Origin of the sequence: Pseudooceanicola nanhaiensis, from assembly GCF_020171315.1 — a bacterium.
GTDB classification, from domain to species: Bacteria; Pseudomonadota; Alphaproteobacteria; order Rhodobacterales; family Rhodobacteraceae; genus Pseudooceanicola; species Pseudooceanicola nanhaiensis_A.
The window spans coordinates 12,810-39,070 of sequence record NZ_JAIUZP010000007.1; the positions used below are offsets into that span (position 1 = coordinate 12,810).

20 protein-coding genes are annotated in these 26,261 nt (G+C 67.4%); 11 read left to right on the forward strand and 9 right to left on the reverse strand.

Annotated features, from left to right (window positions below; genetic code table 11):
• Positions 1–85 precede the first annotated feature (85 nt).
• Positions 86–2,344: a molybdopterin-dependent oxidoreductase gene (locus LCM32_RS12485; protein WP_224821410.1), complete on the reverse strand. Its 2,259-nt coding sequence runs from the start codon at positions 2,342–2,344 to the stop codon at positions 86–88.
• A gap of 220 nt (positions 2,345–2,564) precedes the next feature.
• On the opposite strand from LCM32_RS12485, the gene LCM32_RS12490 reads away from it, so the two are divergent.
• The 5 genes from LCM32_RS12490 (at position 2,565) to LCM32_RS12510 (ending at position 9,156) form a co-directional block, all read left to right on the forward strand.
• Complete coding sequence (locus tag LCM32_RS12490) at positions 2,565–4,088, forward strand: ABC transporter substrate-binding protein (protein WP_224821411.1); 1,524 nt, start codon at positions 2,565–2,567, stop codon at positions 4,086–4,088.
• Between the two features lie 88 nt (positions 4,089–4,176).
• Positions 4,177–5,094 carry an ABC transporter permease gene (locus LCM32_RS12495; protein ID WP_222490748.1) on the forward strand — a complete coding sequence of 306 codons (918 nt, stop codon included), beginning with the start codon at positions 4,177–4,179 and terminating at the stop codon, positions 5,092–5,094.
• Positions 5,091–6,014: an ABC transporter permease gene (locus LCM32_RS12500; RefSeq protein WP_224821412.1), complete on the forward strand. Its 924-nt coding sequence runs from the start codon at positions 5,091–5,093 to the stop codon at positions 6,012–6,014. The genes LCM32_RS12495 and LCM32_RS12500 overlap by 4 nt, the downstream gene beginning before the upstream one ends.
• Positions 6,011–7,828, forward strand: a complete 1,818-nt coding sequence (locus tag LCM32_RS12505) for an ABC transporter ATP-binding protein (protein WP_224821413.1) — start codon at positions 6,011–6,013, stop codon at positions 7,826–7,828. Before LCM32_RS12500 ends, LCM32_RS12505 begins: the two co-directional genes overlap by 4 nt.
• 32 nt (positions 7,829–7,860) lie before the next feature.
• Positions 7,861–9,156 (forward strand): lyase family protein, encoded by a 1,296-nt coding sequence (locus LCM32_RS12510; protein WP_224821414.1) that lies wholly within the window; start codon positions 7,861–7,863, stop codon positions 9,154–9,156.
• On the opposite strand, the gene LCM32_RS12515 is transcribed toward LCM32_RS12510, so the two are convergent.
• From LCM32_RS12515 to LCM32_RS12545, 7 genes are all read right to left on the reverse strand, one after another.
• Positions 9,153–10,082, reverse strand: coding sequence for a LysR family transcriptional regulator (locus LCM32_RS12515; protein ID WP_224821415.1), 930 nt, complete (start codon positions 10,080–10,082; stop codon positions 9,153–9,155). The two genes, LCM32_RS12510 and LCM32_RS12515, sit on opposite strands and share 4 nt — an antisense overlap.
• A gap of 124 nt (positions 10,083–10,206) precedes the next feature.
• Positions 10,207–12,096, reverse strand: a complete 1,890-nt coding sequence (locus LCM32_RS12520) for a bifunctional sugar phosphate isomerase/epimerase/4-hydroxyphenylpyruvate dioxygenase family protein (RefSeq protein WP_224821416.1) — start codon at positions 12,094–12,096, stop codon at positions 10,207–10,209.
• A 1-nt stretch (position 12,097) separates the two neighbouring features.
• Positions 12,098–12,958, reverse strand: coding sequence for a shikimate dehydrogenase family protein (locus LCM32_RS12525; RefSeq protein ID WP_224821417.1), 861 nt, complete (start codon positions 12,956–12,958; stop codon positions 12,098–12,100).
• A gap of 3 nt (positions 12,959–12,961) precedes the next feature.
• Positions 12,962–14,473, reverse strand: coding sequence for a tripartite tricarboxylate transporter permease (locus LCM32_RS12530; protein ID WP_224821418.1), 1,512 nt, complete (start codon positions 14,471–14,473; stop codon positions 12,962–12,964).
• Positions 14,473–15,048 carry a tripartite tricarboxylate transporter TctB family protein gene (locus tag LCM32_RS12535; RefSeq protein ID WP_224821419.1) on the reverse strand — a complete coding sequence of 192 codons (576 nt, stop codon included), beginning with the start codon at positions 15,046–15,048 and terminating at the stop codon, positions 14,473–14,475. The genes LCM32_RS12530 and LCM32_RS12535 overlap by 1 nt, the downstream gene beginning before the upstream one ends.
• 133 nt (positions 15,049–15,181) lie before the next feature.
• A complete protein-coding gene (locus tag LCM32_RS12540; RefSeq protein WP_224821420.1) occupies positions 15,182–16,186 on the reverse strand; it encodes a Bug family tripartite tricarboxylate transporter substrate binding protein in 1,005 nt (334 codons plus the stop codon).
• 136 nt (positions 16,187–16,322) lie between these two features.
• Positions 16,323–17,255 carry a LysR family transcriptional regulator gene (locus tag LCM32_RS12545; RefSeq protein WP_224821421.1) on the reverse strand — a complete coding sequence of 311 codons (933 nt, stop codon included), beginning with the start codon at positions 17,253–17,255 and terminating at the stop codon, positions 16,323–16,325.
• Positions 17,256–17,370: 115 nt separating this feature from the next.
• Between LCM32_RS12545 and LCM32_RS12550 the strand changes: the two genes are divergently transcribed.
• Both LCM32_RS12550 and LCM32_RS12555 read left to right on the forward strand, forming a co-directional pair.
• Positions 17,371–19,044 (forward strand): FAD-dependent oxidoreductase, encoded by a 1,674-nt coding sequence (locus tag LCM32_RS12550; protein ID WP_224821422.1) that lies wholly within the window; start codon positions 17,371–17,373, stop codon positions 19,042–19,044.
• A 1-nt stretch (position 19,045) separates the two neighbouring features.
• The gene (locus tag LCM32_RS12555; RefSeq protein ID WP_224821423.1) at positions 19,046–19,852 is read left to right on the forward strand and encodes a sugar phosphate isomerase/epimerase family protein; all 807 of its coding nucleotides are present in this window, start codon (positions 19,046–19,048) and stop codon (positions 19,850–19,852) included.
• Between the two features lie 3 nt (positions 19,853–19,855).
• Here LCM32_RS12555 and LCM32_RS12560 read toward each other — a convergent pair whose 3' ends face one another.
• Positions 19,856–20,233 carry a winged helix-turn-helix transcriptional regulator gene (locus LCM32_RS12560; protein WP_224821424.1) on the reverse strand — a complete coding sequence of 126 codons (378 nt, stop codon included), beginning with the start codon at positions 20,231–20,233 and terminating at the stop codon, positions 19,856–19,858.
• Positions 20,234–20,331: 98 nt separating this feature from the next.
• On the opposite strand from LCM32_RS12560, the gene LCM32_RS12565 reads away from it, so the two are divergent.
• The 4 genes from LCM32_RS12565 (at position 20,332) to LCM32_RS12580 (ending at position 26,261) form a co-directional block, all read left to right on the forward strand.
• A complete protein-coding gene (locus LCM32_RS12565; protein ID WP_224821425.1) occupies positions 20,332–21,180 on the forward strand; it encodes an SDR family oxidoreductase in 849 nt (282 codons plus the stop codon).
• Between the two features lie 134 nt (positions 21,181–21,314).
• Positions 21,315–21,773, forward strand: coding sequence for an RrF2 family transcriptional regulator (locus LCM32_RS12570; RefSeq protein WP_224821426.1), 459 nt, complete (start codon positions 21,315–21,317; stop codon positions 21,771–21,773).
• A gap of 111 nt (positions 21,774–21,884) precedes the next feature.
• Positions 21,885–23,177: an NAD(P)/FAD-dependent oxidoreductase gene (locus tag LCM32_RS12575; RefSeq protein WP_224821427.1), complete on the forward strand. Its 1,293-nt coding sequence runs from the start codon at positions 21,885–21,887 to the stop codon at positions 23,175–23,177.
• Between the two features lie 219 nt (positions 23,178–23,396).
• Positions 23,397–26,261: a monovalent cation/H+ antiporter subunit A gene (locus tag LCM32_RS12580; RefSeq protein ID WP_224821428.1), complete on the forward strand. Its 2,865-nt coding sequence runs from the start codon at positions 23,397–23,399 to the stop codon at positions 26,259–26,261.

Genomic DNA, 26,261 nt, shown 5'->3' on the forward strand with positions numbered 1-26,261 from the left:
GAGTCGTTGAAGACCACGGGCCGCAGGATCCCGCCACGGGCGCCGGAGCGCGCCCGCGTGACGATCTGCCCGGGGGGGCGGGGTGTCAGGCGTCCTGCGCCGCCACCTGAACCAGCGCGGTATGGGCGCTGCTGCCCTGTGCGAGGCGCGAGGTGCCCACGTCCTTCGTCAGCACGTTGGGGTTGCCGTGCGGGTCGATATTGCCGCCGGGATCGCCGAACCATGCGCCGGTGGGCAGGGCCACGACACCGGGGCGGATGTCCTCGCTCACCTGCGCACGGGCGCGCACGGCGCCGCGGGCGTTGAAGACCCGCAGCAGCATGCCGCTTTCGATCCCGCGCGGGGCGGCATCGGCGGGGTGGATCAGCAGCGTCTCGGGCCGGGCGCCGGGCCGGTCGGCCAGTGCGGCCTCCAGCTGGCTGTGCAGCTTGTCGCCCGGTTGCGGCGAGACGAGGTGCAGCGGCGTGGCCTCGCAGGCAGTGCCCAGCCATTCGCTGGGCGGCAGCCAGACCGGATGGCCCGGGCAATCGTCGTAGCCGAAGCCGTCGATCTTTTCCGAGAAGATTTCGATCCGGCCCGAGGGCGTCTTGAGCGCTGCCCCCTCCGGATCGGCCCGGAAGCGCGACAGAACCGTCTCCTGATGCCCGGTCAGGAGGATCGGCAGGCGGACCCAGTTCTTTTCCCGCAGGCCCTCCAGCGTGGGAACGTCGATCCCGTCGGCCTGCGCGCGGTCGTGGTAATCGGCATAGAGCGCCTCGATCCATTCGGTCGAACTCAGGCCCTCGGTGAACACCGCCTCCACATCGCCTTTCATCCGCGCGGCGATCCCGGCGAAGATGTCGTAATCGTCGCGGGCCTCGGCCACGGGCGGGATCATCTGCGGCATGTGGAAGAGGTATTCATCCATCGAAGACCGCCCGATGTCCTCCCGCTCGTAGGACGTGGTGGCCGGGAAGACGATGTCGGCGCGTTTCGCCGTGGGCGTCCACCAGATCTCGTTCACGAGGATCGTCTCGGGCCGCTGCCAGGCCGCATGCAGGGCGTTCAGGTCCTGATGGTGGTGGAACGGGTTGCCGCCGGCCCAGTAGATCAGCCGGATATCGGGGTAGGGGCCGCGCCGCCCGTTGAAGTCATAGTCCTGCCCGGGGTTGCGCAGCATGTCGGCGATCCGCGCCACGGGGATCACGGTGGAGACCGCGTTGTCGCCCTGCGGCAGGGTCATCCCGCCCATCCGGCGCAGCACCTTGCCCACGCCGCCGATCGCGCCGTAGCCATAGCCGACACCGCCGCCGGGCAGGCCGATCTGGCCCAGCATCGCCGCCAGAACGGCGGACATCCAGTAGGGTTGCTCCCCATGTTCGCCGCGCTGCAGGGACCATGCCACGGTGATCAGCGTGCGGCCCGCCGCCATCCGGCGCGCCAGCGTGCGGATCGCCTCGGCATCGCAGCCACAGATCGGGGCGGCCCACTCGGGCGTCTTGGGCGTGCCGTCGCTCTCGCCCATCAGGTAGGGGCGGAACTGCGCGAAGCCGGTGCTGTAGCGCTCGAGGAAGGCATGATCCGTCAGCCCCTCGTCCTCAAGCACATAGGCCAGTGCCAGCATCAGCGCCGTGTCCGAGGCGGGCGTCAGGGGCAGCCAGTCGCAGCCCTCGGGGGCGTCCACCCGCTGCGGGCCGACGTTGAGACAATAGGTGCCCTTGGCCAGCAGTTTGGTAATCCAGCCCGCCGTGCCATGCTCCGTCACGCCGCCCATGGAGACCTGCGAGTTCTTGGGATTGATCCCCCCGAACATCACGATGGTATCGGTGTGGTCGTGGATCACCTCCCAGCTGTCCTGATTGTCGTAAATCAGGCTCAGGAAGTTCTCGCCGAAGACATGGGGCATGATCGACTGGGCGCAGCCGGTGGAATAGCTGCCGAAGGAGGCGACATAGCCGCCCATGGCGTTCAGGAAGCGGTGGACCTGGCTCTGCGCATGGTGGAACCGCCCGGCGGAGGACCAGCCGTAGGAGCCGCCAAAGATCGCCTCGTTGCCGTGGGCCTTGCGCACGCGGTCCAGTTCCTGCGCCGCGATCTCCAGCGCCTCGTCCCAGGGCAGGTCGACGAAATCATCGCTGCCGCGGCCCTCCTTGCGGCGGCCTTCAAGCCAGCCGCGCCGGATCGCGGGGCGCTGGATGCGCGTGGCATGATGCACGGCGGCGGGGATGACATAGGGCACCGCATGGGGGTTCGGGTCATCGGCGAAGGGCCTGGCGGCCACGATGCGGTCGCCCTCCACGTCCACCTCGAAGGCGCCCCAGTGGCTGGATGTCACTTTCGTCTGTCGTTGCGATCCATCGGCCATCTGTCGTCTCCTGTTGCGCGGCGCGACCCTACTGCCGGGCCCCGCCGGGGGGAAGCGGGCGCGCTGCAAAGGCCGCCCTGCGCGGGGGGCCATTCCCTTGCGCTGCCCGAAGCCTGTGCGACGACTCTTGCATGCGTTGCAAGTAATCTTGGGATATTTTCAATTTTAGAAAGGAATCCCCCGCGCTAGGCTTCGCTTACGTTTTGGGAGGAACCTTATCATGAATTTCCGCTTGCGCGCTCTTGGCGCTGCAAGTGCCATTGCACTTGCCCTGTCCTTCGGACCGGCCCACGCCGGCAAGAACGACGACACGCTTCGCGCCGCCATGGCCGAAGAGATCCTGAACCTCGATTACAACTACACCACCAAGCGCGAGTATATCATCCTCGCACAGCTGACCGATGCCACGCTCTTCACCATCGACCCGGTGTCGCAGGAGGTGCAGCCCTCCATCGCGACGGCCTATGACTTCGTCGATGACACCACGCTGGACGTGACCCTGCGCGAGGACGTCAAGTTCCACGACGGCAGCACCCTGACGGCCGAGGACGTGGCCTACAGCTACAACTGGATCAAATCCCCCGAGAGCGAGTCGAATGCCACCGGCGTCGTCTCCCGCTGGCTGGAGAACGCCGAGGTCGTGGCGCCGAACAAGGTGCGCTTCCACCTTGCCTCGGTCTATCCGCTGGTGATCCGCGACATGGCGAACCGGATCATGATCCGCAAGGCCGGGACCTATGACGCCAACGGCACGATCAACCGCGACGCCATGGCGAGCGACCTGATCGCGACGGGCCCCTACAAGGTCACCTCCTTCGAGCCGGGCACCGAACTGGTGCTGGAACGCTTCGAGGATTACTTCGGCGACAAGCCCGCGATCCAGAAGATCATCGTGCGCAACATCCCCGACGTGGGCACCCAGCAGGCCGAACTGATGTCGGGCGGCGTGGACTGGATGTTCAAGGTGCCGCTCGATCTGGCCGAGAGCCTCGGCAAGACACCGATGGCCTCGCATCTCAGCGGCGCGGACCTGCGGGTGGGCTTCATCGTGCTCGACGCCCATGGCTACACCGACCCGGAAGGCCCGCTAACCGATGTCCGTGTGCGACAGGCGATCAACCACGCGCTGAACACCGAGGAGATGGCGAAGTACCTGATCGGCGGCTCTGCCGAGGCGATCCACACCGCCTGCCACCCGGCGCAGTTCGGCTGTGACCAATCCGTCACCGCCTATCCCTACGACCCCGAGAAGGCAAAGGCCCTGCTGGCCGAGGCAGGCTTTGCCGATGGCTTCCCGCTGGAGCTCTGGGCCTATCGCGACAAGGCCGCGGCCGAAGCGGTGGCAGCGGACCTGACCGCTGTGGGCATCAAGGTAGACCTGCGCTACGTCAAGCTGGAGAGCCTGAACCAGGCCCGCGCGGCCCGTGACATCCCCGCCTATTTCGGCACCTGGGGCTCGGGCGGCACGGCGGATACGGCGGCCATCGCGCGCATCCACTTCTCCGACAGCGACCGCAACATGTCGGGCGACGCCGACCTCGAGGCGCTGGTCCTCTCGGCCGAACAGACGGCGGATCAGGAGAAGCGCAAGGAGATCTACTCCGAGGCGCTGGGCAAGATCGCGGACGAAGCCTACTGGGCGCCGCTCTTCACCTATTCGGCGAACTACCTCGTCTCGCCGGACCTCGACTTCCCGCTTGATCCGGACGGGCTGCCCCGCCTGCAGCACGCCAGCTGGAAATGACGGGGGCGGCGGGGCCCGCGCGGCCCCGCCAGACCGACCGATCCCAGCTCGCCTGACCTCGCCCGCCTGATCCCAGCCGGAGACCACAATGCTCAGATACATCGCGCTCAGGGGGCTCCTCGCCCTGCTCGTGGCCTTTACCGTGTCGCTTGCCGCCTTCTTCCTTCTCAACGTCGCCACCGACCCGGCACAGGCCATCGCCGGCGAGGATGCCACCCCCGATGTGGTGGAGGCGATCCGCGCCCGATACGGGCTCGACCAGCCGATGCCGGTGCGCTACGCCGAATGGCTCGGCGGGGTGCTTCAGGGCGATTTCGGGGAAAGCTACTACTGGCACAAGCCGGTGGCGGAACTGGTCGTCGACCGCGCCGATGAGACCCTGACACTGGCGTTTTCGGCTCTTGCAGTCACCATCCTTATCGCCATTCCGTTGGGTGCGCTCGCCGCGCTGAACCCCAACAGCTGGATTGACCGCTTCGCCCTCGGCGTGGCCGTCTCGGCGCAGGCGGTGCCGAACTTCTGGCTGGGGCTGATCATGATCATCCTCTTCGGCGTCATGGTCCCGATCTTCCCGGTTTCGGGCGATGACACATGGCGCCACTTCGTCCTGCCGGCCTTCGTGCTGGGGGCCTCTTCCGTGCCCGCCGTCATGCGGCTGACGCGCACCGGCCTGATCGAGGTCATGGGCGCCGACTACATCCGCACTGCACGGGCCAAGGGCTTCCGCGGCTGGCCGCTGCTGCAACGCCATGCGCTGCGCAACGCGCTGCTGCCGGTGATCTCGGTCCTGGCGGTGCAACTGGGCCAGAAATTCGGCGGCTCCGTCATCACCGAAAGCATCTTTGCCATCAACGGGCTGGGACGGCTGGCACTGGAATCGATCCTCGGCGCGGACATCCCGACCGTGCAGATGCTGATCTTCGTCTTTGCCATCGTCTTCGTCGCCATGAACCTGCTCGCCGACATCCTGAATGCGGCGCTTGACCCGAGGATCCGGATCGGATGACCGACACTGACATGACACTCGCCGCCGTCGACAGCGGCCCGGAGGCCGAGGCCGAGGGGCTGACCCCCGGCCAGATCTTCCGCCAGAGGCTCTTTGGCCACACCGGTTTCCTGATCGGGGCGGGCCTGCTGCTGCTGATCGCGCTGATCGCCCTGCTGGCGCCCTACATCGCGCCGCACGATCCCTTCCAGCAATCGCTGGCCAACCGGATGTTGCCCCCGGTCTGGGCCGAGGGCGGCAATCCCGACTACCTGCTGGGCACCGATCAGAACGGGCGCGATTACCTGTCGCGGCTGATCTACGGGACCCGCGTCTCGATCACCATCGGGGTTGGCGCGGCCACCATCGGCATGTTGATCGGTGTCACGCTGGGGGTGCTGGCGGGCTACTTCGGCGGCTGGGTGGACCATGCCATCAGCTTCCTGCTGACCGCGCAACTGGCGCTGCCGGGGCTGCTGCTGGCCATGGCGCTGGTCTTCATCATCGGCCCCTCGATCTGGGTCGTGATCGGGATCGTCGGCGTGCTGCACTGGACCTATTACCTCGTGGTGACGCGGGCCGCGACGCAGCGCATCCGCAGCCTCGATTTCGTCGCCGCCGCTGCCGCCTCGGGCGCCACCCCGCGCCAGATCATCTGGCACGAGATCCTGCCCAACCTCGCCTCCTCGATCATCGTGATCTTCACCTTCGAACTGGGCATCGCGATCCTTGCCGAAAGCTCGCTCAGCTTCCTGGGCGTCGGCATCCAGCCCCCCACGCCGTCCTGGGGCCTGATGATCGCCGAGGGCAAGCAGGCCATGTTCTACCGCCCGTGGCTGGTGGTCCTGCCGGGCATCTGCCTCTTCCTGCTGGTCATCGGCGCCAACCTGATGGGCGACGGGCTGCGTGACATCACCTCGCCGGAGGGCCGTTCGAAATGACCAGACTTCTCGATATCCAGGGTCTCTCCGTCTCGCTGCCGCTGCCCAACGGCACGCTGCACGCGGTGCGCGATGTCTCCCTCTCGCTCGATCAGGGCGGCACGCTGGGGATCGTCGGCGAAAGCGGCTCGGGCAAGTCGATGTCGGCACTGGCGCTGATGCGGCTGCTGCCGCGCGGGGCCGACTGCCGGGCGACGCGCCTTGCCCTCGCCGGGCAGGACCTGCGCGATCTGGACGACCGCAGCTTCACCCGGCAGATCGCCGGCCCCCGGATCGGCATGATCTTTCAGGAACCGATGACCTCGCTGAACCCGGTCTACACGATCGGCCGCCAGATGACCGAGGGCGCGGTGATGCGCGGCCTGCTGTCGGGCGCAGAGGCCCGCCGCAAAGCGATCGACCTGCTGGACCGTGTCGGCATCCCCGATCCCGAGGGGCGCATGGGGCAGTATCCGCACCAGATGTCCGGCGGCCAGAGGCAGCGCGTCATGATCGCCATGACCCTGATGCTGGACCCCGACCTGCTGATCGCGGACGAGCCGACGACGGCACTCGATGTCACGGTGCAGGCGCAGATCCTCGACCTGCTGGATGACCTGCGGCGCGAGCGGCAGATGGGCATGATCCTGATCTCCCACGACCTCGCCGTGGTGGCCGAACGCTCGGACCATGTGGCGGTGATGTACGGCGGCGAGATCATCGAACAGGGCGCCTCGCAGGCGGTGCTGCGGGCCCCCGCGCATCCCTATACACAGTCTCTGTTGCAGGCGATTCCGCAGTTGGGTGATGCGCCTGCGCGGCTTGGTGCCATCCCCGGCACCGTGCCCTCGCTGATGTCGCAGCCCTTGGGATGCGTCTTCGCGCCCCGCTGCGCCCATGCCCGGGCCGAATGCACCGCCGCCCGCCCTCCGGAGCGGCAGCACGGGCCCGATCATTACTGCCTCTGCGTCCTGACAACGCCCCCCACGGGCCGCCGCATGGCCGAACCCCTGCGCGCCCATGCCGAACCCGTGGGCGAGGCAGTGATCAGCGCCCGCGCGGTTTCGCAGGTGTTCCACAGCCGCAAGGGTCTCTTTGGCCCGAAGCGCGAGATTAAGGCTCTAAATAAGGTAGATTTGACCCTGAAGCGCGGCGAGACGCTGGCGCTGATCGGCGAAAGCGGGTCGGGCAAGTCGACGCTGGCGCGCATCCTGCTGGGTCTGGCCACGCCGACCTCGGGCGAGGTGACGATGCTGGGCCGCCCGGTGGCGGAGTTGAGCGGCGCGGAACGGGCGGGCTTCGTCCAGCCGATCTTCCAGGATCCCTATTCCAGCCTGAACCCGCGCCGCCGCCTGTCCGAGATCATCGCCCGTCCCCTCGTCCTGCGGGGCGAGAAGGAGCGCGCCGATCAGGCCGTGCGCGACGCGATGGACCTCGTGCGCCTGCCGAAACGGCTGCTTCATGCCTATCCCAGCCAGCTCTCCGGCGGGCAGCGACAGCGGGTGGCCATCGCCCGTGCCCTCGTGACCCGGCCCGAGGCGCTGATCTGTGACGAGCCGACCTCGGCGCTCGATGTCTCGGTACAGGCGCAGATCCTCAACCTGCTCGACGACCTGCGCGCCGAAATGGGGCTGACCTGCCTGATCATCACCCATGACATGGCCGTGGTGCACCAGATCGCCGACCGCGTCGCCGTCATGTACCAGGGTCGCATCGTGGAGGAGGGGGCGACCGCGCAGGTGCTCTCCCATCCCAGCGATGCCTATACGATCAACCTGCTGGCGGCGGCGCCCAGGTTCGAGACGAAACCAGAGGAAATCGAGGTGGCCGAATGAATTCTCCCGGCAAGGTCCTCACCGCGACGACATTGTTTTCACGTGAAACGCTCTGGCAATCCTGGCTGGATGTAGAGGCCGCGCTGGCCGAAACGCAGGCCGAGATGGGGATCATCCCCGCCGAGGCCGCCGTGGCAATCCGCAAGGCCGCCACGCTGGAAACCCTCGGGGTCGAGGCGCTGGAGGCCGACATCCGCCGCACGCTGGCGCCCGTGCTGTCTCTGACGCGGCTGCTGTCGCAGGCCGCCGGGCCCGCGGGCGATTACGTCCACTGGGGCGCGACCACCCAGAACGTGATGCAGACCGGGCGCATCCTGCTGATCCGGCAGGCCGATCAGGCGATCCGGCTGGGGCTTTCCGGGGTGCTCGACCGGCTGGGCACGCTGGCCGAGGCCGAGGCCGAGACGCTGACCGCCGGGCGCACCAACCGGATGCATGCGCTGCCGATCACCTTCGGCTTCAAGGTCGCCGGCTGGATCGAAGAGATCTGCCGCGCCGCCGATCGGCTGGAGGACGCGGGCGCCCGGCTCTTCGCGCTGCCCTTCGGCGGGGCCGTGGGGGCGATGCAGGCCTTCGGGCCGCAGGGGCAGGAGATCAACCGCCGCCTCGCCGCCCGGCTGGGCCTGCGGGAGCTGCTGGTGCCGGGCCGCACGGGCAATGACCTCTTCGCGGAATACGTGGTGCAGCTGTCCATGTTGGCGATGACGGTCGAGCGGGTGGCGGGGGAGCTTTACCTGCTCATGACGCAGGAGATCGGCGAGGTGGCAGAGGTGCTGGACGCTGGCACCGTCGGTTCTTCCACCATGCCGCACAAGGTGAACCCAAAGTTCGTGGTCAAGGTGCTGGCGCAGGCGGCGGAGCTGCGCGGCCTTGCCGGGCCCGCACTGGAAACCGGGCGGTCGAGTCACGAGGGCGACGCGGCGCCGAACGGGCTTCTCAGCGCGGTGCTGGACCGGGCCGTGCCGCTGGGATGGACCATGGTCGAGGATTTCCGCCAGCTGCTGGGCCGGATCGCCCTGAACCGCGCCCGGATGGCGGAGAATGCCGCTCTGTCCGGCGGGGGCATCGCGACGGAGAACCTGATGATGCGGCTGGCCCCGCTGACTGGCCGGGCGCAGGCGCACGACATCGTCCATCACGCGCTGGAACACGGCGCCGGGCGGCCGCCGCTGGAGGTGCTGACCGCCGCGCCCGAGGTGACGGCCCATCTGAGCGCGGCAGAGATCAAAGCCGCCCTCGATCCTGCAGCCTATACCGGCGACAGCGCCCGCATCGCGCGGGACGCAGCGGGGATGGCGCGGGCGCGGGCCGGGCAGCTGGCGGGCTAGATCAGGTAGACCAGATCGGCGAGCGCTGGGGTATCCGTCCGGCGCCGCTCGATCACACCCGAGAGCGCGTCGAGGAAGCCCTCGGCAAGGTCGGACTGTGGCCCCTGCGCACGGATCGAGGCATAGGTCAGCCAGTGATCCCCGGCGAGCGGGCGCATGGTGACCCCGCCAAGGGCCGTGGCAGGCACGCAGACCGGGTCGATCAGCGTCAGGCCGAGGCCATGGCGCACCATTTCCACGGTTACGAGGGTCGAACCGGTCTGGAACGCCACCTCGGTGCGCAGGCCCGCGTCGCCCATGACCTCCTCCAGCCGGTTGCGCCAGAGCTGCCCGGTGGTGAGCGAGACCAGAGGCTGCGTGGCGAGGTCCTGCACCGTCACCTCTTCCCGCGTGGCGAGGGGGTGATCCTCGGGCATGAGGATCGAATAGCGCGCGCGGATCAGCGGCATGATGTCGAGGGCGATGATCTCGTTCTGCACCGGCAGGGAGATGACGCCGAGGTTGTAACCCCGCGCCGCCACCTTGCTCTCGATGCCGAAGCGGCTCTCGGTCTGGACGTTGCAGTTGAACCCGGCGCCGCCCGCCCGCATGGCGGTGATCGCTGGCACGACGAGGGCATTGGCCAGCGGCGGCGCGGTCACGACCGACAGGTGCCGCCCACCCTGATCCCGGATGTCGCGGGCGATGGCGGGGATCTCCTCGATCCCGTCCAGAGTATTGCCGATCTGCTGGTAGAAGCGCGCGCCGTCCTCGGTCAGTTGCAGGTTGCGCCGCGAGCGGGAGAAGAGCGTGAGCTGCACCTGGCTCTCCAACTGCCCCAGCAGACGGCTGGCGGCAGAGGCAGACAGCCCGATCCGCTCGCCCGCCTCGGTGAGGGAGCCGGTGAGCACGATGTTCCGAAACAATTGCAGGGCCCGCAGGTTCATCGCCACACCTCCCTTGCGCGAATTGCAAGGATTGGCGGTGACCGGCGGCTGAAAGTCAAGAGTCCCGCCGGCACGGTGGCGGGCGGGACTCTCGTGAATCATGCCCTATCGGGCGGTTTCGACCCTATTGGCGCGGCATGTCGGCAGGTCGGGTGACCCGCTTCTGCGCGGCGATGCGGAACGGCGCGTTGGGCGCGCCATAGCCGTCATAGGCGCCGCGGCGTTCGAGGATCTCGAAGAACATGCCGCCCGCGAAGGGGCGGGAGTAGATCTGGAAATACTCCCCCTGCGCATCGGCATCGTAGAGGATGTTGGCGGCACGCATCGCCTCCAGCACCTCCGGCGCGATGTCGAAGCGCGCGGCGAGGTCGTCGTAATAGTTCGGCGAGATCGGCAGCGCCTCGAAACCATTCTCGGCCAGCTTGGCCGCGCAGGCGAAGATATCGTCCGTCTCGAAGGCGACGTGCTGGACCGAGGCGCCGAAACTGTCGGCAAGGAAGCTGCCCGCCATGGTGCGGTGTGTCTCGGCGCCGTTGAGGGTGATCCGCAGCGCGCCATTGCCGGCGGCAAGCGCCTGCGAGCGCACCAGCCCGTCCGGGTCCACCACGTCGAACATCGGCGCCTTCTTCATGTCGAAGAGCGAGGTGTAGAACAGCGACCACGACAGCATCTCGTCATAGGTCATGGTCTGGGCCACGTGGTCGACCCGGGTCAGCCCGGTGCCGGTGGTATCGGCGGCTTCGTCCACGGTGAATTCCACCTTCCAGACATCGCGCAGCGCGTCGCTGTCATCGAGGAAGTGCAGGATCGAGCCGCCAAGCCCCCGGATCGCGGGAATGTCGAGCTGCCCGGGCACCAGCGGCTGGCTGAAGGCCTCGGCCCCGAGCGCGGTGGCGCGGGCCACGGTGTCATGGGCGGAGGAGACGCCGATGCCCACGTCGCAGATCGTCGTGCCGTGGACATTGTAGGCGGTGCCCGCGAAATCGCCGGGCTCGCTGTTCACTACGATGCGGATGTCGCCCTGCTGCCAGAGCGTCAACTTCTTCGACATGTGGTGCCCGATGGCCCGGAAGCCGAGCGAGGCAAGCAGCTTGCCCAGGCTCTCGGCCTCGGCCCCGCGGCTGGCGAATTCGATGAACTCGGTCCCCGTCAGCTCCAGCCTTGCGGGCATGGGGGGCATGTCGACGGTCACGTCAGGCTCGGCCCGGCGCACGTCGTCCATCAGCGCGATGATCGAGCGGTAGCCGTCCTTGGCGATCGTCCTGGGCGAGCCGCCGCGGAACTGGTCGTTGAAGATCTCGAGGCTGATCGGCCCGGTGTAGCCCGCCGCCGTCACGGCCCGCATGAAGGCGGTCACGTCGAGGTCGCCCTCGCCCGGCATGTTGCGGAAGTGGCGCGACCAGTAGAGCAGATCCATGTCGATCTTGGGCGCATCGGCCAGCTGGACGAAGAAGATCTTGTCGCCGGGAATGCGCCGGATCGTGTCCGGGTCGATCCCGCGCGAGAGGGTGTGGAAACTGTCGAGGATCAGGCCGATGTTGGCGTGATCGGCGCGGCGCACGATCTCCCATGCGTCGCGGTGGTCGTTCACGTGACGGCCCCAGGCGAGCGCCTCGTAGCCCACGCGCAGGCCGCGTTTGGCCGCCCGTTCGCCCAGTTCGGCGAAATCGGCGGCGGCACGGTCGATCCCGCCAAGCGCCTCGGGATGGACCGAGGAGCAGACGAGGACGAGGTCGGTGCCCAGTTCCTGCATCAGGTCGAACTTGCGCTCGGCCCGGTCGAAGGCCTTGGTGCGCAGGGCGCCGGGCAGGCCTTCGAAGTCACGGAACGGCTGGAACAGCGGAATGTCGAGACCGTGATCGCGGATCATCCGGCCCACGTCGCGCGGGCTGCCCGCATCGGCGATGAAATCCTGTTCGAAGATCTCGATCCCGTCGAAGCCGGCGGCCGCGATGGCCTCCAGCTTCTGGCGCAGGTTGCCCGAGATCGAAACGGTGGCGATCGCGGTCTTCATATCATTGCTCCGTCGTCGCTGGATCCAAGAGTGCCGCACGCAGGGCCTGCGTGTCGAGGGATTTGCCATCCGAGAAGAGCGTCCAGGCGTGGACGCCCTGCCAGAAGAAGAGCTCCCACCCCGAGATGATCTGAAGGCCCGCGGCCTCTGCATCCTGCAGGAACTGCGTGTCCGTGGGGGTATAAACGGCGTCAAAGACCCACTCTGCCCCGGCCATTGCGGGGGCGGGCAGGGGGGTGCCCTCGTAGCCGACCATGCCGACGGGGGTGCAGTTGATCAGCCCCTGTGCGCCCTCTGCGGCCTCGGCCGCATCGGAATGCACGGTGATCTCGGCGCCCTTGCCGGTGGCGCGCAGCTCTTCTGCCAACGCCTCGGCCTTGGGCAGGTCCCGGTCCACGAGGCGCAGCGCCGGGGCGCCGAGGCCCAGCAGCCCGAAGGCCACCGCCCGGCCCACGCCGCCGGTGCCGATCATCAGCACTGCGCCCGGGGGCGTCTCACCCCGTGCGGCGCGATAGGCGGCCATGAAGCCCGAGAAGTCGGTGTTGTGGCCCTTGGCGCCCTCGGCGTCAAAGAGCACGGTGTTCACCGCGCCAACGGAGCGGACCAGCGGGTCCTCGACCGTGACCTTGGCAAAGGCGCGTTCCTTGTAGGGGTAGGTCACGTTGATCCCGCGGTAGCCCGCGCCGGGGCACCAGGCAAAGAGTTCGTCGAACTCCTTGCCCTGCTCACGCGGGATCAGGCGGTCATAGCGGACGACCATGTCGTTCTGCCGCCCCACCAGCTGGTGCAGGAGGGGCGAGCGGGATTTGGCGATATTGTCGCCGATCAGGCCCAGAAGAAGGTCAGGCGCTGCCTGGGTCATGGGTCAGTTACTCCCGGTGCGGCCGAAGAGCCGCGTTTTGGCAACCCGCCAGAGCGGCGTTTGCGAGACGAAGATGAAGATCACGGCGAGCAGCAGAACCGTCGAGAGCGGGCTGCTGAAGATGCCGGAGAAGAAGCGGCCGAGGTCCTCGCGCTCCGAGATGATCGCGCGGCGCCAGTTGTCGTCCAGCAGGCGCGACAGGATCACGCCGAGGATCACCGGACCCAGCGGGTAGCCGTAGTGCCGCATGAAGTAGCCGAAGACGCCGAAGCCGAGCATCCAGTAGACATCCGTGACCGAGTTGTTCACGGCGAAGGCGCCCACGATGGAGAGCAGCAGGATCAGCGGGATCAGCACCGAGCGGGGCATCTCGACGATCTTGGTGAAGATCTTGATGCCGGTCAGGCCGAAGAGCAGGATGAAGAAGTTCGCCATCACCAGCGCGCCGACGATGAACCAGAACATGTTCGGGTTGTCGACCATCAGCATGGGGCCGGGGTTCAGCCCGTGGATGAAGAGCGCGCCGATCATGATCGCGGTCACCGCGTCGCCGGGGATGCCGAGGGTCATCATCGGGATGAAGGCCCCGCCCACGGCGGCGTTGTTGGCGGTCTCGGGGGCGACGAGGCCCTCGATCGCACCGTCACCGAAGGGCCGCGAGGGGTTCTTGGTGACGCGCTTGGCATGGTCGTAGGCCATCAGCGCCGCGATGTCGCCGCCGGTGCCGGGCAGGGCGCCGATGATCACCCCGATGGTCGAGGTCTGCATCGAGAGCGGCAGGTGTTTCTTCACGGTGCCGAGCGAGGGCACGATACGGCTGATCTTCTGCTTCACGGCGGTCTTGTCGACGTGGTGCAGTTGCAGCAGCGCCTCGGAGACGCCGAACATCCCGATCATAACGGCGATGAAGGAAATCCCGCCTTCCATGATCTGCAGGTCAAAGGTGAAGCGTTCGGTGAAGGTCAGCGGGTCGCGGCCCACGGCGCCGATGGCGATGCCGAGGGCGCCGGCAAAGATGCCCTTGACCAGCGAACCGGAGGAGAGCGAGCCCACCAGCAGGATGCCGAGGATCGCCAGCAGCATGTAGTCGCGCGGCTGGAACTTCAGCGCGAAGTCCGAGACGAAGGGCGCGGCAAGGGCGAGGACGGCGATGCCGACGAAGCCGCCAATGAAGGACATGACGGTGCTGACGCCGATGGCGGTGCCCGCCTCTCCCCGCTGGGCCATGGGATAGCCGTCCATCGCCGTGGCGATGGCCGAGGGCGCGCCAGGGATGTTCAGCAGGATCGCGGTCCGCGAGCCGCCGTAGACGCCGCCCATGTAGATGCCGACCATCAGCGCAAGCGCCGGGTAGACCTCCCACGAGAAGGTGAAGGAGATCAGGATCGACACCGCCATGGTGACGGAGAGACCGGGGATCGCGCCGATATAGACACCGGCAAAGGTGCCGAGACCCACCAGAAGCAGCAGTTGCGGCTGGGTGATGACGGTCAGGAAGGCGAGGAACATATCCATCAGGCGGCCCCTCCGGAGGTGAGGTTACGGAAGAACTGGAGGATTTCCGCCTCGGGCACGATGCCTGCGGGCATGAGCACGGAGAAGACGATGCGGAAGACGATCCAGATGATCAGCAGGGTGAAGAGCGAGACGCCGATGGCAAAGCCCCAGCCCCGGTCGGAGAGCAGCTTGACCGAGGCGATCAGGAAGAGCGCCGCCGTGGGTAGGAAGCCAAGCGGGATCAGCAGTGCGCCGAAGGCGGCAAGGAAGACGACGAAGACGATCACCTTCACCGGCAGGATGTCGCGGGAGAGGGTCTCGGTCGTGACCTTGGGCCGGCGCGCGGTCTTCACGAGGATGACGAGGGCCGAGATCGCCATGGCCGCGGTGGTTGCCATCGGCACGGCGCCGGGGGCCGAGAGGGCGTCGAAGCCCGAGATGCCATAGGCGCTCCACAGCAGGTAGAGGCTGGCCAGAGCCATGATGACGGCAAAGCCCAGTTCGCCGGGGCGGCGTTCCTTGGTGTAGCCGCCGGGGGTGGCGTCGGACGTGCCGTCGTGATGATCGGCGTCGCCGCGGTAGTCGGGATCCATTCTGTCCTCCTCAGTGTCGCCCGTGGCGGCGGGGGCCGCTGCGACCTGGTCCAACGAGAAGCGCCGCCCATCGGAGAAGACGGGCGGCGCCGAAGTACGAAATCAGATGTTTCGTCTGGCCCGCTTCAGCGGATCATTCGCCGGGCTTGGCGATGCCGAACTTCTCGGGCGAGGCCTTGGTGAGGCCCGCGTCCTGAAGCAGCCACGCGGTGTTCTGCTGCCAGGTGGTGAGGAAGTCCTGCGCCTCGGCGCCCGAGATGTTCATGATGGTGTAGCCGCGGCCGTCCATCAGGCTGATGAAGTCGGCGTTCTCTGCACCGGCGGCATAGGCCTCGGTCAGCTTGGCCACCACGTCATCGGGGGTGCCGTTCTTGACGAAGACGCCAAAGAAGGGGCCCCAGGGCAGCAGGCTGGAGTAGCCGTCGTTGAATTCCGTCACCGGCTTCACGTCGGGCAGCTTGTCCGAGGCTTCCACGTCCATGATCGCCAGCGGCTTCATCTTGCCGCCGCGGATCGATTCGATGGCCGCGCCGAGAACGGCAGGCATCACGTCGATGGCGCCACCCTGAAGTGCGGTCAGCGCGGGGCCGTCGCCGTCGTAGGGCACCGAGATCACGTCGAGGTCGCCTTCGACGCTTTCCATCATCGCGGTGATGACGGAGGGCAGGCCGCCGGGGCCGGTCGCGCCGAGGCGCAGCTCACCGGGGTTTTCCGCGATGTACTTCATCATGCCCGCGTAATCGTCGAAGGGGGCATCGACGTTGGCGACCAGAACGGCCGTGCCGCGCGCCAGCAGGTTGATCGGGGTGAACTCGCTGTAGTCCTTGTCGCCCAGGCCCATCACCTTGTAGAGCAGCGGGTTTTCCGCACCCATCAGCAGGGTGTAGCCATCGGCCTTGGCGCCGGCGACGTGGTTCAGCGCGATGGCGCCCACGGCCCCGGTCATGTTCTGAAGGACGACGGTGCCGCCGAGGACGTCCTCGGCATGGGGCGTGACCGAGCGCATCACCGTGTCGGTGGAGCCACCGGCCCCCCACTGGATGATGCCCTGGATCTCTTTCGTCGGGTAGTCAGCAGCGGCCGCAGAGGTTGCGCCCAGAACCAGCGCCGACACGGCGCCTACGATAAAGTGCTTCATGGTTTCCTCCCAAAAGCTCCTCCGGCGGCTGACCAAGCGCACGATTGTTGCGCATTTCACCGCCGTTGAGACAATTTGCCTCTGTCGCTCCATAACGTCAAATATCCTGTCTGCGCAATCATGAACATGATGTTAATCATTCACGGCGCCGTGTGGCGGGCACCTGCCAGTGCTGCGCGGCCTCGGCCAGCTCCTTGCGGAACTGTTTTATGGCGTATTCCGCGAAGTTGGACAGCACGCGGCCCTTCTTGCGCACCACGTAGATCGAGATCGAGCCCTCTTCCTTCAGGGGGCGCCGTGCGATGCCGGGCATATAGACCTCCGCGACCGAGAACTCGTCGATCACCGCCACGCCGAGCCCGTGGCGCACGAGGCTGACGACCGTCTGGGCGAATCGGCCCCGGACGCTCTGCGTCATCTCGATGCCGGCCTCGCGGAAGGGTTTCGCCACGAAGGCACCATAAGGGTCGGAGGGGTCCACGCCGATCAGGGGCTCCTGCGCCAGATCGTGGAGCGAGACCACCTCCTGTGCGCAGAGAGGATGATCCTCGGGCAGGATCGCCACAAGACGGCCGACGGCGATCTCCTCATTCTCGATGCCCGGGTTGCGGACGGGGGAGGACATGATCACGAACTCCCCCCGCTCCAGCAGCAGGTAGTCGATCGTCTCCTCGATCTTGAGGATGTTCAGGTCGATGAAGAGGTCGGGGTAGCGCCCGCGCAGCGAGCGGATCGCCCGCGCCGCGATGAACTGCGCCACCGAGGGGGCAGAGGCAAAGGACAGCCGCACGTCGTGGCCCTTGTGCAGCGAGTCGAGCGCCATCTGCAGGTTCTCGACCCCGTTGTAGACCTCGCGGATCTGGTCGAAGACGGCCCCGGCCTCCACCGCCGGTACGAAAAGCCCGGCGCGGCGTTCAAAGAGGCGCAGGCCCAGCGATTCCTCTGTATGCTTGATCAAACGGCTGATTCCGGGCGCCGAAACGCCAAGGTGCTCTGCCGCACCGCTGATCGTCCCGCGCAGCATCACCGCGCGGATCACCTCGATCTGCCGAAGCGTGATCTCTCGCATGGGGTCTCCTCCTCCCATCTTAACGCCGTGTTACGACGCTGGCGAATTTGATAATTGACGTTAAGGCCGGATGGCAAGACATATCCGGTGTACAAGGTCGGGAGGTGTGTGCGGGATGAAATCGGAAACCGATATCGTCGTGCTGGGCTCGGGCGCTGCGGGGCTCTGCGCCGCGGTGACGGCGGCCCATTTGGGGGCCCGCGTGGTCCTGCTGGAAAAGGCCGATGTGCTGGGCGGCACCACCGCCTGGTCCGGTGGCTGGATCTTCGCGCCGCGCAATCCCGTGGCCGTCCGCGCCGGGATCAATGAGCCGGAAGAGGCTCCGCGCGAGTACCTGAAGGCGGTCCTTGGCAATCATTACGAGCCCGAGCGGGTGGAGGCCTTCCTGAAGGCCGCGCCCGAGATGGTCGGCTTCCTCGAAGAGAACACTGCCGTCGCCTGGGAAGGCGGGCTGAAGATCCCCGATACCTACAGCCACCAGCCCGGTGCGGGCATGGGCGGGCGCTCTGTCATCGCGGCGCCCTATGATGCGCGCGGGCTGGGCAAGGCGGTCTCGCTGCTGCGCGAACCGGTGCGGGAGACGACCTTCCACGGCATGACCATTCAGGCCGGGCCGGACCTGCGCGCCTTCATGACGATGACGCGCTCTTTCCCGGCCTTCGTCCATGCGACGAAGCGGGTGCTGCGCCACATGAGGGACCTCGCCTTTCATCGGCGGGGGATGGACCTGCGCAACGGCACGGCGCTGATCGGGCGTCTTGTGCGCTCGGCGCTGGACAAGGATGTCGAGATCCGAACCGGCGTCGCCGTGCGGGAGTTGCTGGTGGAGGAGGGCCGCGTGACTGGTGTCCTCTTGCCCGACGGGACCGAATTGCGCGCGACCCGGGGCGTGGTGCTGGCCTGTGGCGGCTTCCCGCAGGACATGGGGCGCCGCGCGGGCCTGATGCCGCGGAATGACGAACACCGCACGCTGGCGGTGGAGACGGCCACCGGCGACGGGCTGCGGCTGGCCGAGGGCGCGGGCGGTGTCGTGCGCACCGATCAGGCGCGCCCCGCGGCCTTCTGCCCGGTCTCGACCGTGCGCTGGCCTGACGGGCGCGTGGCGCAGTTCCCGCATATCATCGACCGGGGCAAGCCGGGGGTCATCGGCGTGCTGGCCGATGGCAAGCGGTTCTGCAACGAAGGTCTGGGCTACCACGACTATGTCGAGGCCCTGCTGAAGGCGGTGCCGGAGGGCACGCCCGCGCGGTCGTGGATGGTCTGCGATCACCGCTTCCTGCGGCGCTTCGGCCTTGGCGTCGTGCGGCCCCAGCCGGCGCCGTGGCGCCAGTGGGTTGGCCGCGGCTACCTTAAGACCGACACCACGATCGAGGGGCTGGCAGCGCAGTGCGGAATAGACCCGAAAGGCCTGTTAGAGACTATTTCCGACTGGAACGCGGGCGCGGTGAAGGGCGAGGATCCGGCCTTCCACCGGGGCACCACGGCCTACATGCGGCTGCAGGGCGACCCGGATCAGGCGCCGAACCCCAATGTCGCGCCGATCCTCAAGCCGCCGTTCCACGCGGTCGAGGTCGTGCCCGGCAGCTTCGGCACTTTCTCGGGGATTTCGACCGATGCGAAGGCCCGCGTCTTGCAGGCCGATGGCACGCCGGTGCCCGGGCTGTACGCCGCCGGGACCGATGCGGCCAGCGTCTTTGGCGGCTTCTATCCGGCGGGGGGCATCGCCATCGGCCCCGCCCTGACCTTCGGCTATATCGCCGGGCGCGATGCCGCCCAGAAAGAGACCTGAGATGACGAGAGCGCTGACCGTCGCCCATCTGACCGCCATCGACCTGCCCCCGCCGCAGTTCATCGAGGCCGCCGCCGAGGCGGGCTTCGACGGGGTGGGCCTGCGCCTGATCAAGGTGACCGAGGACAGCCCCGGTTATCCGCTGATGGACGACCCGGCCCTGCTGAAACAGACGCAGGCGGCGCTGGCGGCGACCGGGCTGAAGGTGCCGGATATCGAGTTCCTGAAGATCACCCCCGAGACGGATGTCGCCACGCTGGAGCCGCTTCTGGACGCAGGCGCCGCGCTGGGCGCGCAGACGCTGATCACCGCGCCCTATGATGACGACCTCGACCGCCTCGCGGATCGTCTCGCCGCGATTGCCGAGCTGGCCGCGCCGCGTGGCATTCGCCCGGTGCTGGAGTTCTTCCCATGGACGGTGGTCCCCGATCTGGCGACCTGCTGGCAGGTGGTGCAAAAAGCCGGGCCGCAGGTGGGACTGCTGGCCGACAGCCTGCACATGGACCGCTCCCGCTCCGACCTCGCGCTGCTGAAGGCGATCCCGGCCGAGCGGATGCCCTTTGCCCATCTCTGCGATGCGATGGTGCAGGGCAGCTATACGACCGAGGAGCTGCTCTTCACTGCCCGCGCCGAACGGCTGGCGCCCGGCACCGGTGAGATCGACCTGCTGGCCTTCCTCCGTGCCCTGCCGTCCGAGATCCCCTTGGGGCTGGAGGTGCCGATGGCCGCGCTCACCAAGGCCGAGGGACCCGAGGCGGTGCTGCGGCATATCGCCAAGGCCACGCGCGCCCTGCTGGCGCAGGTCTGAGCCTCAGCCCGCCGCGCCGGGGATCCGGTGCAGGTTGGTCTCGATCCACTGTGAAAGCTCGCTGATCTTCTCGGCGGCTTCCTCCCCCAGCGGGGTGAGGCTGTATTCCACATGCGGCGGCACCACGTCATAGGCCTTGCGCAGTACGAAGCCGTCGGCCTCCAGCGTTTGCAGGGTCTGCGCCAGCATCCGTTCGCTGATGCCCGCGATCCGGCGCCGCATCTCGCTGAAGCGCAGAACCTCGCCGCGCAGGGCGATCAGGATCAGCCCGCCCCAGCGGCTGGTGATATGGGTCAGGATCCGGCGCGAGGGGCAATCCGCCGCCATCACGTCCGGTGCGAAGCGGCTGTCCTGCCAGCCGAGGGTCGTGCTCTCTGACATTTTTCACACTAACATTTTTGTAGGTACTTCCGTTTCGTAAGTAGGTGGTTAGGTTCGCCCCGTCAACATCCATCCCGTAAAGAGAAACGGAGACCCCCATGACCATCGCCATCACCGGAGCTACCGGCCAACTGGGCCGCCTCGCCATTGCCGCGCTGAAAGACCGCGTGGCCGCCGAACAGATCGTCGCGCTCGTCCGTGATCCCGCCAAGGCCGCCGACCTCGGCGTTTCCGCCCGCGCCGCCGATTACCACGACACCGACCAGCTGGCCGAAGCCGTGAAGGGCATCGACACGCTGGTGCTGATCTCGTCGAGCGACTTCAACGACCGCGCCGGCCAGCACAAGAATGTCATCGCCGCCGCCAAGGCCGCGGGCGTCAAGCACCTGATCTACACCAGCATCCTCAAGGGCTTCGACAACCCGATGATCCTTGCCGGCGATCACAAGACAACCGAGACCGCCATCGCGGAGAGCGGCATCCCCGCCACGATCCTGCGCAACGGCTGGTACACCGAGAACTACACCGGGGCGCTGCCCGCCTCGGTCGAACATGGCGCGATCATCGGTGCCTCCGGTGATGGCAAGATCGCCAGCGCCGCGCGTAAGGACTACGCCGAGGCGATTGCCGTCGTCGCCACCACCGAAGGCCACGCAGGCAAGACTTATGAACTGGCGGGTGACGAGGCCTACACCATCGGCGAGATGGCCGAAGAGGTCTCGAAAGTCGTCGGCAAGACCGTGCCCTATCAGGTGCTGAGCCAGGCCGACTATGCCGCCGCGCTGACCCAGATCGGCCTGCCCGAGCCGGTGGCCCAGATCTTTGCCGACAGTGATGCCCGCGCCGGTGACAGCGCCGCGCTCTTCGATGACAGCAAGACGCTGAGCGCCCTCATCGGCCGCCCCACGACGCCCATGTCGGAAACAGTTGCCGCAACTTTTGCGTGATTGCGCACAGGGTTTGCCCCTTTTGAGGAGGGGCAAACCCGCAAATGCTTTCATGTAAATGGAATCTTTGTTGCTCCGAAATTCACATTTGGTCAGTCTAAAATTCAACTTTTAGAATTCCTTTGGGTGGGCCTGTGAGACTTTCGAAATTTACCGACTACGCATTGCGGGCGTGCCTCTACCTGGCCGCCCACCAGGGGCGTCTTGTCCCCATCGCCGAAATTGCGCGGGCGCATGAGCTGTCGCAAAGCAACCTGATGAAGGTCATGCAGCAGCTGGTCGAAGGCGGCTTCGTGCGCAGCACGCGCGGCCGGTCGGGCGGCGTGCAGCTGGCCAAACCGGCCGAGGAGATCCACGCCGGGGCCGTGGCCCGCTTCATGGAAGGCGACACGCCGCTGGTGGATTGCGCCTCGTGCATCCTGAACGGCTCTTGCGGGCTGGTGCGGGCGCTGGCCGAGGCCAAGGCCGCCTTCTACAAGGCGCTGGACAAGTATTCGCTGGCCGATGCCATCGGTGCGCACCCCCGGACCCTGCCGCTCCTCATGGCCTATTCCCAGAACGAGACCGCCCCCGGCGCTGTCGCCGCCGGCTAAGCTGCTGAAAGCAGTGGCAGCGCAGGATGCGCCGTGACGTCGGAAGGCGCCGCGCGATAGACCTGCGCGCAGGACGGGCCTAACACCGGGGCAGTCCACTGGAGTGCCCCGATGATCCTGACAGACACGGTCGAAACCCGCGCGGCGCAGACGCTGCCCCGATCCCTCTATGCCGAAGAGGACGGCCCCTGGGCCCGCACTGCCCTGACCGGGCGGGCGGAGGCCGATGTGGCCATCGTCGGCGCGGGGATCCTCGGCCTCTCCACGGCGCTGGCTCTGGCCGAGGCCGGGACCTCCGTCATCGTGCTGGAGGCGAACGAGCCCGGCTGGGGGGCGTCCGGGCGCAACGGCGGCCACGCCAACCCGGGCCTCAAGACCCATCCCGACGAGGTGCTCCGCGATTTCGGGCAGGAGACGCTGACCTGGGCCTATGGTGCGCCCACGACGCTGGCGGCCCTGATCGACCGGCTGGGGATCGACGCCGAGTTCCGGCAGGGCGGCACCTATCGCGCAGCGGTCAGCGAGGCCGGGCTGCGCGACGTGGAGGCCCTGACCGAAGCGTTGATCCGGCACGGCATCCCGGCCCGTTTCGAGGATGCCGCGGCGATGGAGGCCGCGACGGGCTGCACCCGCTATCACGGCGCGATGCTGGACCCGGTCGGGGCACAGGTGAACCCGCTGAAATACACCCGCGGCCTTGCCCGGGCGGCGCAGGCGGCAGGCGCGGTGATCTGCTGCGACAGCCCGGTGACACGCTATGCCCGCGAAGGCGCGGGCTGGACCGTGGCCACCCCGGGCGGCAGCGTCACGGCCGGGCAGTTGCTGATCGCCACCAACGGCTATTCCGGCCCGCTTGTGCCGAAGCTTGCGCAGAGCCTGATCCCGGTCTTCAGCGCCATCGCGGCCAGCAATCCGCTGCCCGAGGCGCTGCGGGGCCAGATCCTCGCAGGCGGCGGCGTCCTCTATGAGACCGGGACGGTGACGATCTACTACCGGGTCGATGCCGCCGGGCGGCTCATCTTCGGGGGACGCGGCCAGATGGAAGAGGCCGACGGCCTGCCCTCCGTCGCCGTCCTGCGCCAGCTGGCCGAGCGGACATGGCCCGGCCTTGCCGCCGTCGGCTGGTGCTACGGCTGGAACGGCCGCGTGGCGATCACGGCGGACCACTACCCGCACCTGCATGCGCTGGAGGACAGCGGCCTCGTCGCCGTCGGGTTCAACGGGCGCGGCGTGGCGCTGACCACGGCACTCGGCCCGCGGCTGGCAGAGCATCTGCGCGGCACGCCCGGCGCGCTGCCCTTCCCGGTCACGGCGATCCGCCCGATCCCGTTCCAGAAATTCTGGCCCGTCGGGGTCAACGCCGTGCTGGGGGCCGACAGCCTGCTGCGGCGGCTGCGGGGCTGAGCCCCCAGAGGCGGAAAGCTGACCTCGCGTCAGTGTGACACTTGATCCTATTCACAGCCTGCCCCAAAACAGGGGGGAGGGGCGGCTCGCGCTGTGTTCACAAACGGGTCATAAAATCCGCGTTATGGCGGTACGATTTGGGTTGTCCTACTCGCGGAAATTTGGAGCTTATTTAAAAGCTTGTGCCCGAAAGGGCCGCCAGTCCCAACGAGGAGACCCATGTCGTTATTCTTGATCGTCGCCCTGCCATTCCTTGGGGCCCTGTTACCCGGGCTGATGATCGAAGCGGGCCGCCGGGCCTGCGGTCTGACGGCATTGTTCGTGTCCCTGGCCGCTTTCGTCGGCCTGATGGTCCATGTGCCCGCCGTCATGTCCGGCGAGGTGATCACCGCCCAGATCAACTGGCTGCCGGAGTTCGGGCTGAACCTGAACCTCTTCCTCGACGGGCTGGGGCTGTTCTTTGCCATGCTGATCCTCGGGATCGGGATGCTGGTCATCGTCTATGCCCGCTACTACCTGTCGCGCGACGACAACATGGGCGAGTTCTACACCTACCTGCTGCTCTTCCAGGGCGCGATGGTGGGGATCGTCCTGTGCGACAACATCCTGCTTCTGCTGATCTTCTGGGAAATGACCTCGCTGTCGTCCTTCCTGCTGATCGGCTTCTGGAAGCATCTCGCCGAAGGCCGGCAGGGCGCCAAGATGGCGCTGACCGTCACCGGGATGGGCGGCCTTGCCATGGTTGGCGGCATGCTGATGCTGGGCCAGATCGCGGGCAGCTACGACATTCAGGTGATCCTGCAGAACCGCGAGGCGATCCAGTCGTCCGAGCTTTACCTGCCGGCGCTGTTGCTGATCCTGCTGGGCTGTTTCACCAAGTCGGCGCAGTTCCCGTTCCACTTCTGGTTGCCGCACGCCATGGCCGCGCCGACGCCGGTTTCCGCCTACCTGCATTCGGCCACCATGGTGAAGGCGGGCATCTTCCTGATGGCCCGGCTCTGGCCGGTGCTGTCCGGGACCGATGCCTGGTTCATGATCGTGACCTCCGCCGGTCTGATCACCATGGTTCTGGGCGCGCTGATCGCGATCTTCAAGAACGACCTGAAGGCGCTGCTTGCCTTCTCGACGGTGTCGCACCTTGGCCTGATCACCATGCTGCTCGGGGTGGGGACGCCCTATGCCGCCATGGCGGCGGTCTTCCACATCCTGAACCACGCCACCTTCAAGGCCGCGCTCTTCATGACGGCGGGCATCATCGACCACGAGACCCACACGCGCCACATCCCGGCGCTTGGCGGTCTGCGCAAGCTGATGCCGGTGACCTTCACCATCGCCACGCTGGCGGCGCTGTCCATGGCCGGTATCCCGTTGCTGAACGGCTTCCTCTCGAAGGAGATGATGCTGGAGACGGCGGCGCATCTGACGCTCTTCGACAGCCACCTGCTGGTGCCCGTTGCGGCGACCGTGGGGGCGCTGTTCTCGGCGGCCTATTCCTTCCGCTACATCAGCCATGTGTTCCTCGGCCCGGTCCGAGACGAGTATCCCGCCCATCCCCATGATCCGCCCCGCGGTCTCTGGGGGCCGCCGGCGCTGCTGGTGGTGCTGGTGGTGGTGATCGGTCTCGCGCCCTTCCTGGCCGAGCCGCTGGTGGTGCAGGTCACCGCCGCCGTGCTGGGCAGCGCGGGCGAGGTGCCCGAGGTCCACCTCGCGATCTGGCATGGCGTCACCCCGGCGCTGAAGATGTCGGGCATCGCGGTGGTGGGCGGCATCCTGCTGCTGCTGGCCTATGCCCCGCTGTCCAAGATCTGGGAGGCGCTGCCCCGCCCCGAGGCCAAGGCCATCTTCGATGCGATCATCGGGGGCTGCGTGGCGCTTTCGGGCCGCGTGACCCGCGGGCTGCACAACGGCTCCTTCACCATGTACGCCGCGATCTTTGCCCTGACGGTGTCCGCGCTTGGGGCGCATGCCTGGTTCACCGGGCAGACCAGCGCCGCCACCCGCGTGCAGCTGCCGCTGGAGCCGCTGCCGCTGGCGGGCTGGACCCTTCTGGTGCTGGCGACCGGCTTCCTCTGCTTCATGCACCGCGACCGGCTGCTGGCGCTCGTGCTGATGGGCGTGGTGGGCGTGATCGTCTCGCTGGGCTTCAACTACCTCTCGGCCCCCGACCTGGCGCTGACGCAGCTGTCGGTCGAGGTGGTGACGATCATCCTGCTGCTGCTGGCCCTGAACTTCCTGCCCAAGCGCACCCCGGCCGAAAGCTCGTCCGGTGGGCGGCTGCGGGACGGTCTGATCGGCGTGGTAGCGGGGCTGTGCACCTCGGGGCTGGCCTATGCGATCATGTCCCGGAACTTCGCCTTCGAGTCGATTTCGGACTACCACCTGGAGAATTCCTACAAGGGTGGTGGCGGCACCAACGTCGTCAACGTCACGCTGGTGGACTTCCGGGGCTTCGATACCTTCGGCGAGATCATCGTGCTCGGCATCGCCGCGCTGATCATCTACGCCCTGACCGAGGCCCTGCTGGGCGGTCCCGTCCGGGCCCGGCTGCTGAACCGCAGGCCTGACCGGCCCCGTGCCGGGGATGCGCACCCGCTGATGATGGTCGTGGCGACCCGCGTCATGCTGCCGGTGGTGCTGATGGTCGGGGTCTACATCTTCCTGCGCGGCCACAACGAACCGGGCGGCGGTTTCATCGCCGGCCTGATCGTCGCGATCGCGGTGGTGGTGCAATACATGGCCTCCGGCTTTGCCTGGGCGGATGCGCGCATCCGCTATCCCTATCACGGGATCATCGGGGCGGGCGTTCTGGTGGCCGGTCTGACCGGCATCGGAGCGTGGTTCTTCGGCAAGCCGTTCCTGACCTCGGCCTTCGGCTACTTCCGCATCCCGCCGATGGAGGAATTCGAACTGGCGACCGCCATGGGCTTTGACGTGGGCGTCTTCCTCGCCGTGGTCGGCGCCGTGATGCTGTCGCTGGAAAGCTATGCCCGCCTTGCGCGGCGCTCGAACGAGATCGTCAGCGATCACGCGATGGACATCGACCCGTCCCGCGATGATGCGCCGACCGAAGAACAGGAGGGCTGA

What these genes read in the sequence shown, in the direction of transcription:
- LCM32_RS12485 (WP_224821410.1), bottom strand. Translation starts at nt 2,344, where the DNA reads ATGGCCGATGGATCGCAACGACAGACGAAAGTGACATCCAGCCACTGG.
- LCM32_RS12490 (WP_224821411.1), top strand. Translation starts at nt 2,565, where the DNA reads ATGAATTTCCGCTTGCGCGCTCTTGGCGCTGCAAGTGCCATTGCACTT.
- LCM32_RS12495 (WP_222490748.1), top strand. Translation starts at nt 4,177, where the DNA reads ATGCTCAGATACATCGCGCTCAGGGGGCTCCTCGCCCTGCTCGTGGCC.
- LCM32_RS12500 (WP_224821412.1), top strand. Translation starts at nt 5,091, where the DNA reads ATGACCGACACTGACATGACACTCGCCGCCGTCGACAGCGGCCCGGAG.
- LCM32_RS12505 (WP_224821413.1), top strand. Translation starts at nt 6,011, where the DNA reads ATGACCAGACTTCTCGATATCCAGGGTCTCTCCGTCTCGCTGCCGCTG.
- LCM32_RS12515 (WP_224821415.1), bottom strand. Translation starts at nt 10,082, where the DNA reads ATGAACCTGCGGGCCCTGCAATTGTTTCGGAACATCGTGCTCACCGGC.
- LCM32_RS12520 (WP_224821416.1), bottom strand. Translation starts at nt 12,096, where the DNA reads ATGAAGACCGCGATCGCCACCGTTTCGATCTCGGGCAACCTGCGCCAG.
- LCM32_RS12525 (WP_224821417.1), bottom strand. Translation starts at nt 12,958, where the DNA reads ATGACCCAGGCAGCGCCTGACCTTCTTCTGGGCCTGATCGGCGACAAT.
- LCM32_RS12530 (WP_224821418.1), bottom strand. Translation starts at nt 14,473, where the DNA reads ATGGATATGTTCCTCGCCTTCCTGACCGTCATCACCCAGCCGCAACTG.
- LCM32_RS12535 (WP_224821419.1), bottom strand. Translation starts at nt 15,048, where the DNA reads ATGGATCCCGACTACCGCGGCGACGCCGATCATCACGACGGCACGTCC.
- LCM32_RS12540 (WP_224821420.1), bottom strand. Translation starts at nt 16,186, where the DNA reads ATGAAGCACTTTATCGTAGGCGCCGTGTCGGCGCTGGTTCTGGGCGCA.
- LCM32_RS12545 (WP_224821421.1), bottom strand. Translation starts at nt 17,255, where the DNA reads ATGCGAGAGATCACGCTTCGGCAGATCGAGGTGATCCGCGCGGTGATG.
- LCM32_RS12550 (WP_224821422.1), top strand. Translation starts at nt 17,371, where the DNA reads ATGAAATCGGAAACCGATATCGTCGTGCTGGGCTCGGGCGCTGCGGGG.
- LCM32_RS12555 (WP_224821423.1), top strand. Translation starts at nt 19,046, where the DNA reads ATGACGAGAGCGCTGACCGTCGCCCATCTGACCGCCATCGACCTGCCC.
- LCM32_RS12560 (WP_224821424.1), bottom strand. Translation starts at nt 20,233, where the DNA reads ATGTCAGAGAGCACGACCCTCGGCTGGCAGGACAGCCGCTTCGCACCG.
- LCM32_RS12565 (WP_224821425.1), top strand. Translation starts at nt 20,332, where the DNA reads ATGACCATCGCCATCACCGGAGCTACCGGCCAACTGGGCCGCCTCGCC.
- LCM32_RS12575 (WP_224821427.1), top strand. Translation starts at nt 21,885, where the DNA reads ATGATCCTGACAGACACGGTCGAAACCCGCGCGGCGCAGACGCTGCCC.
- LCM32_RS12580 (WP_224821428.1), top strand. Translation starts at nt 23,397, where the DNA reads ATGTCGTTATTCTTGATCGTCGCCCTGCCATTCCTTGGGGCCCTGTTA.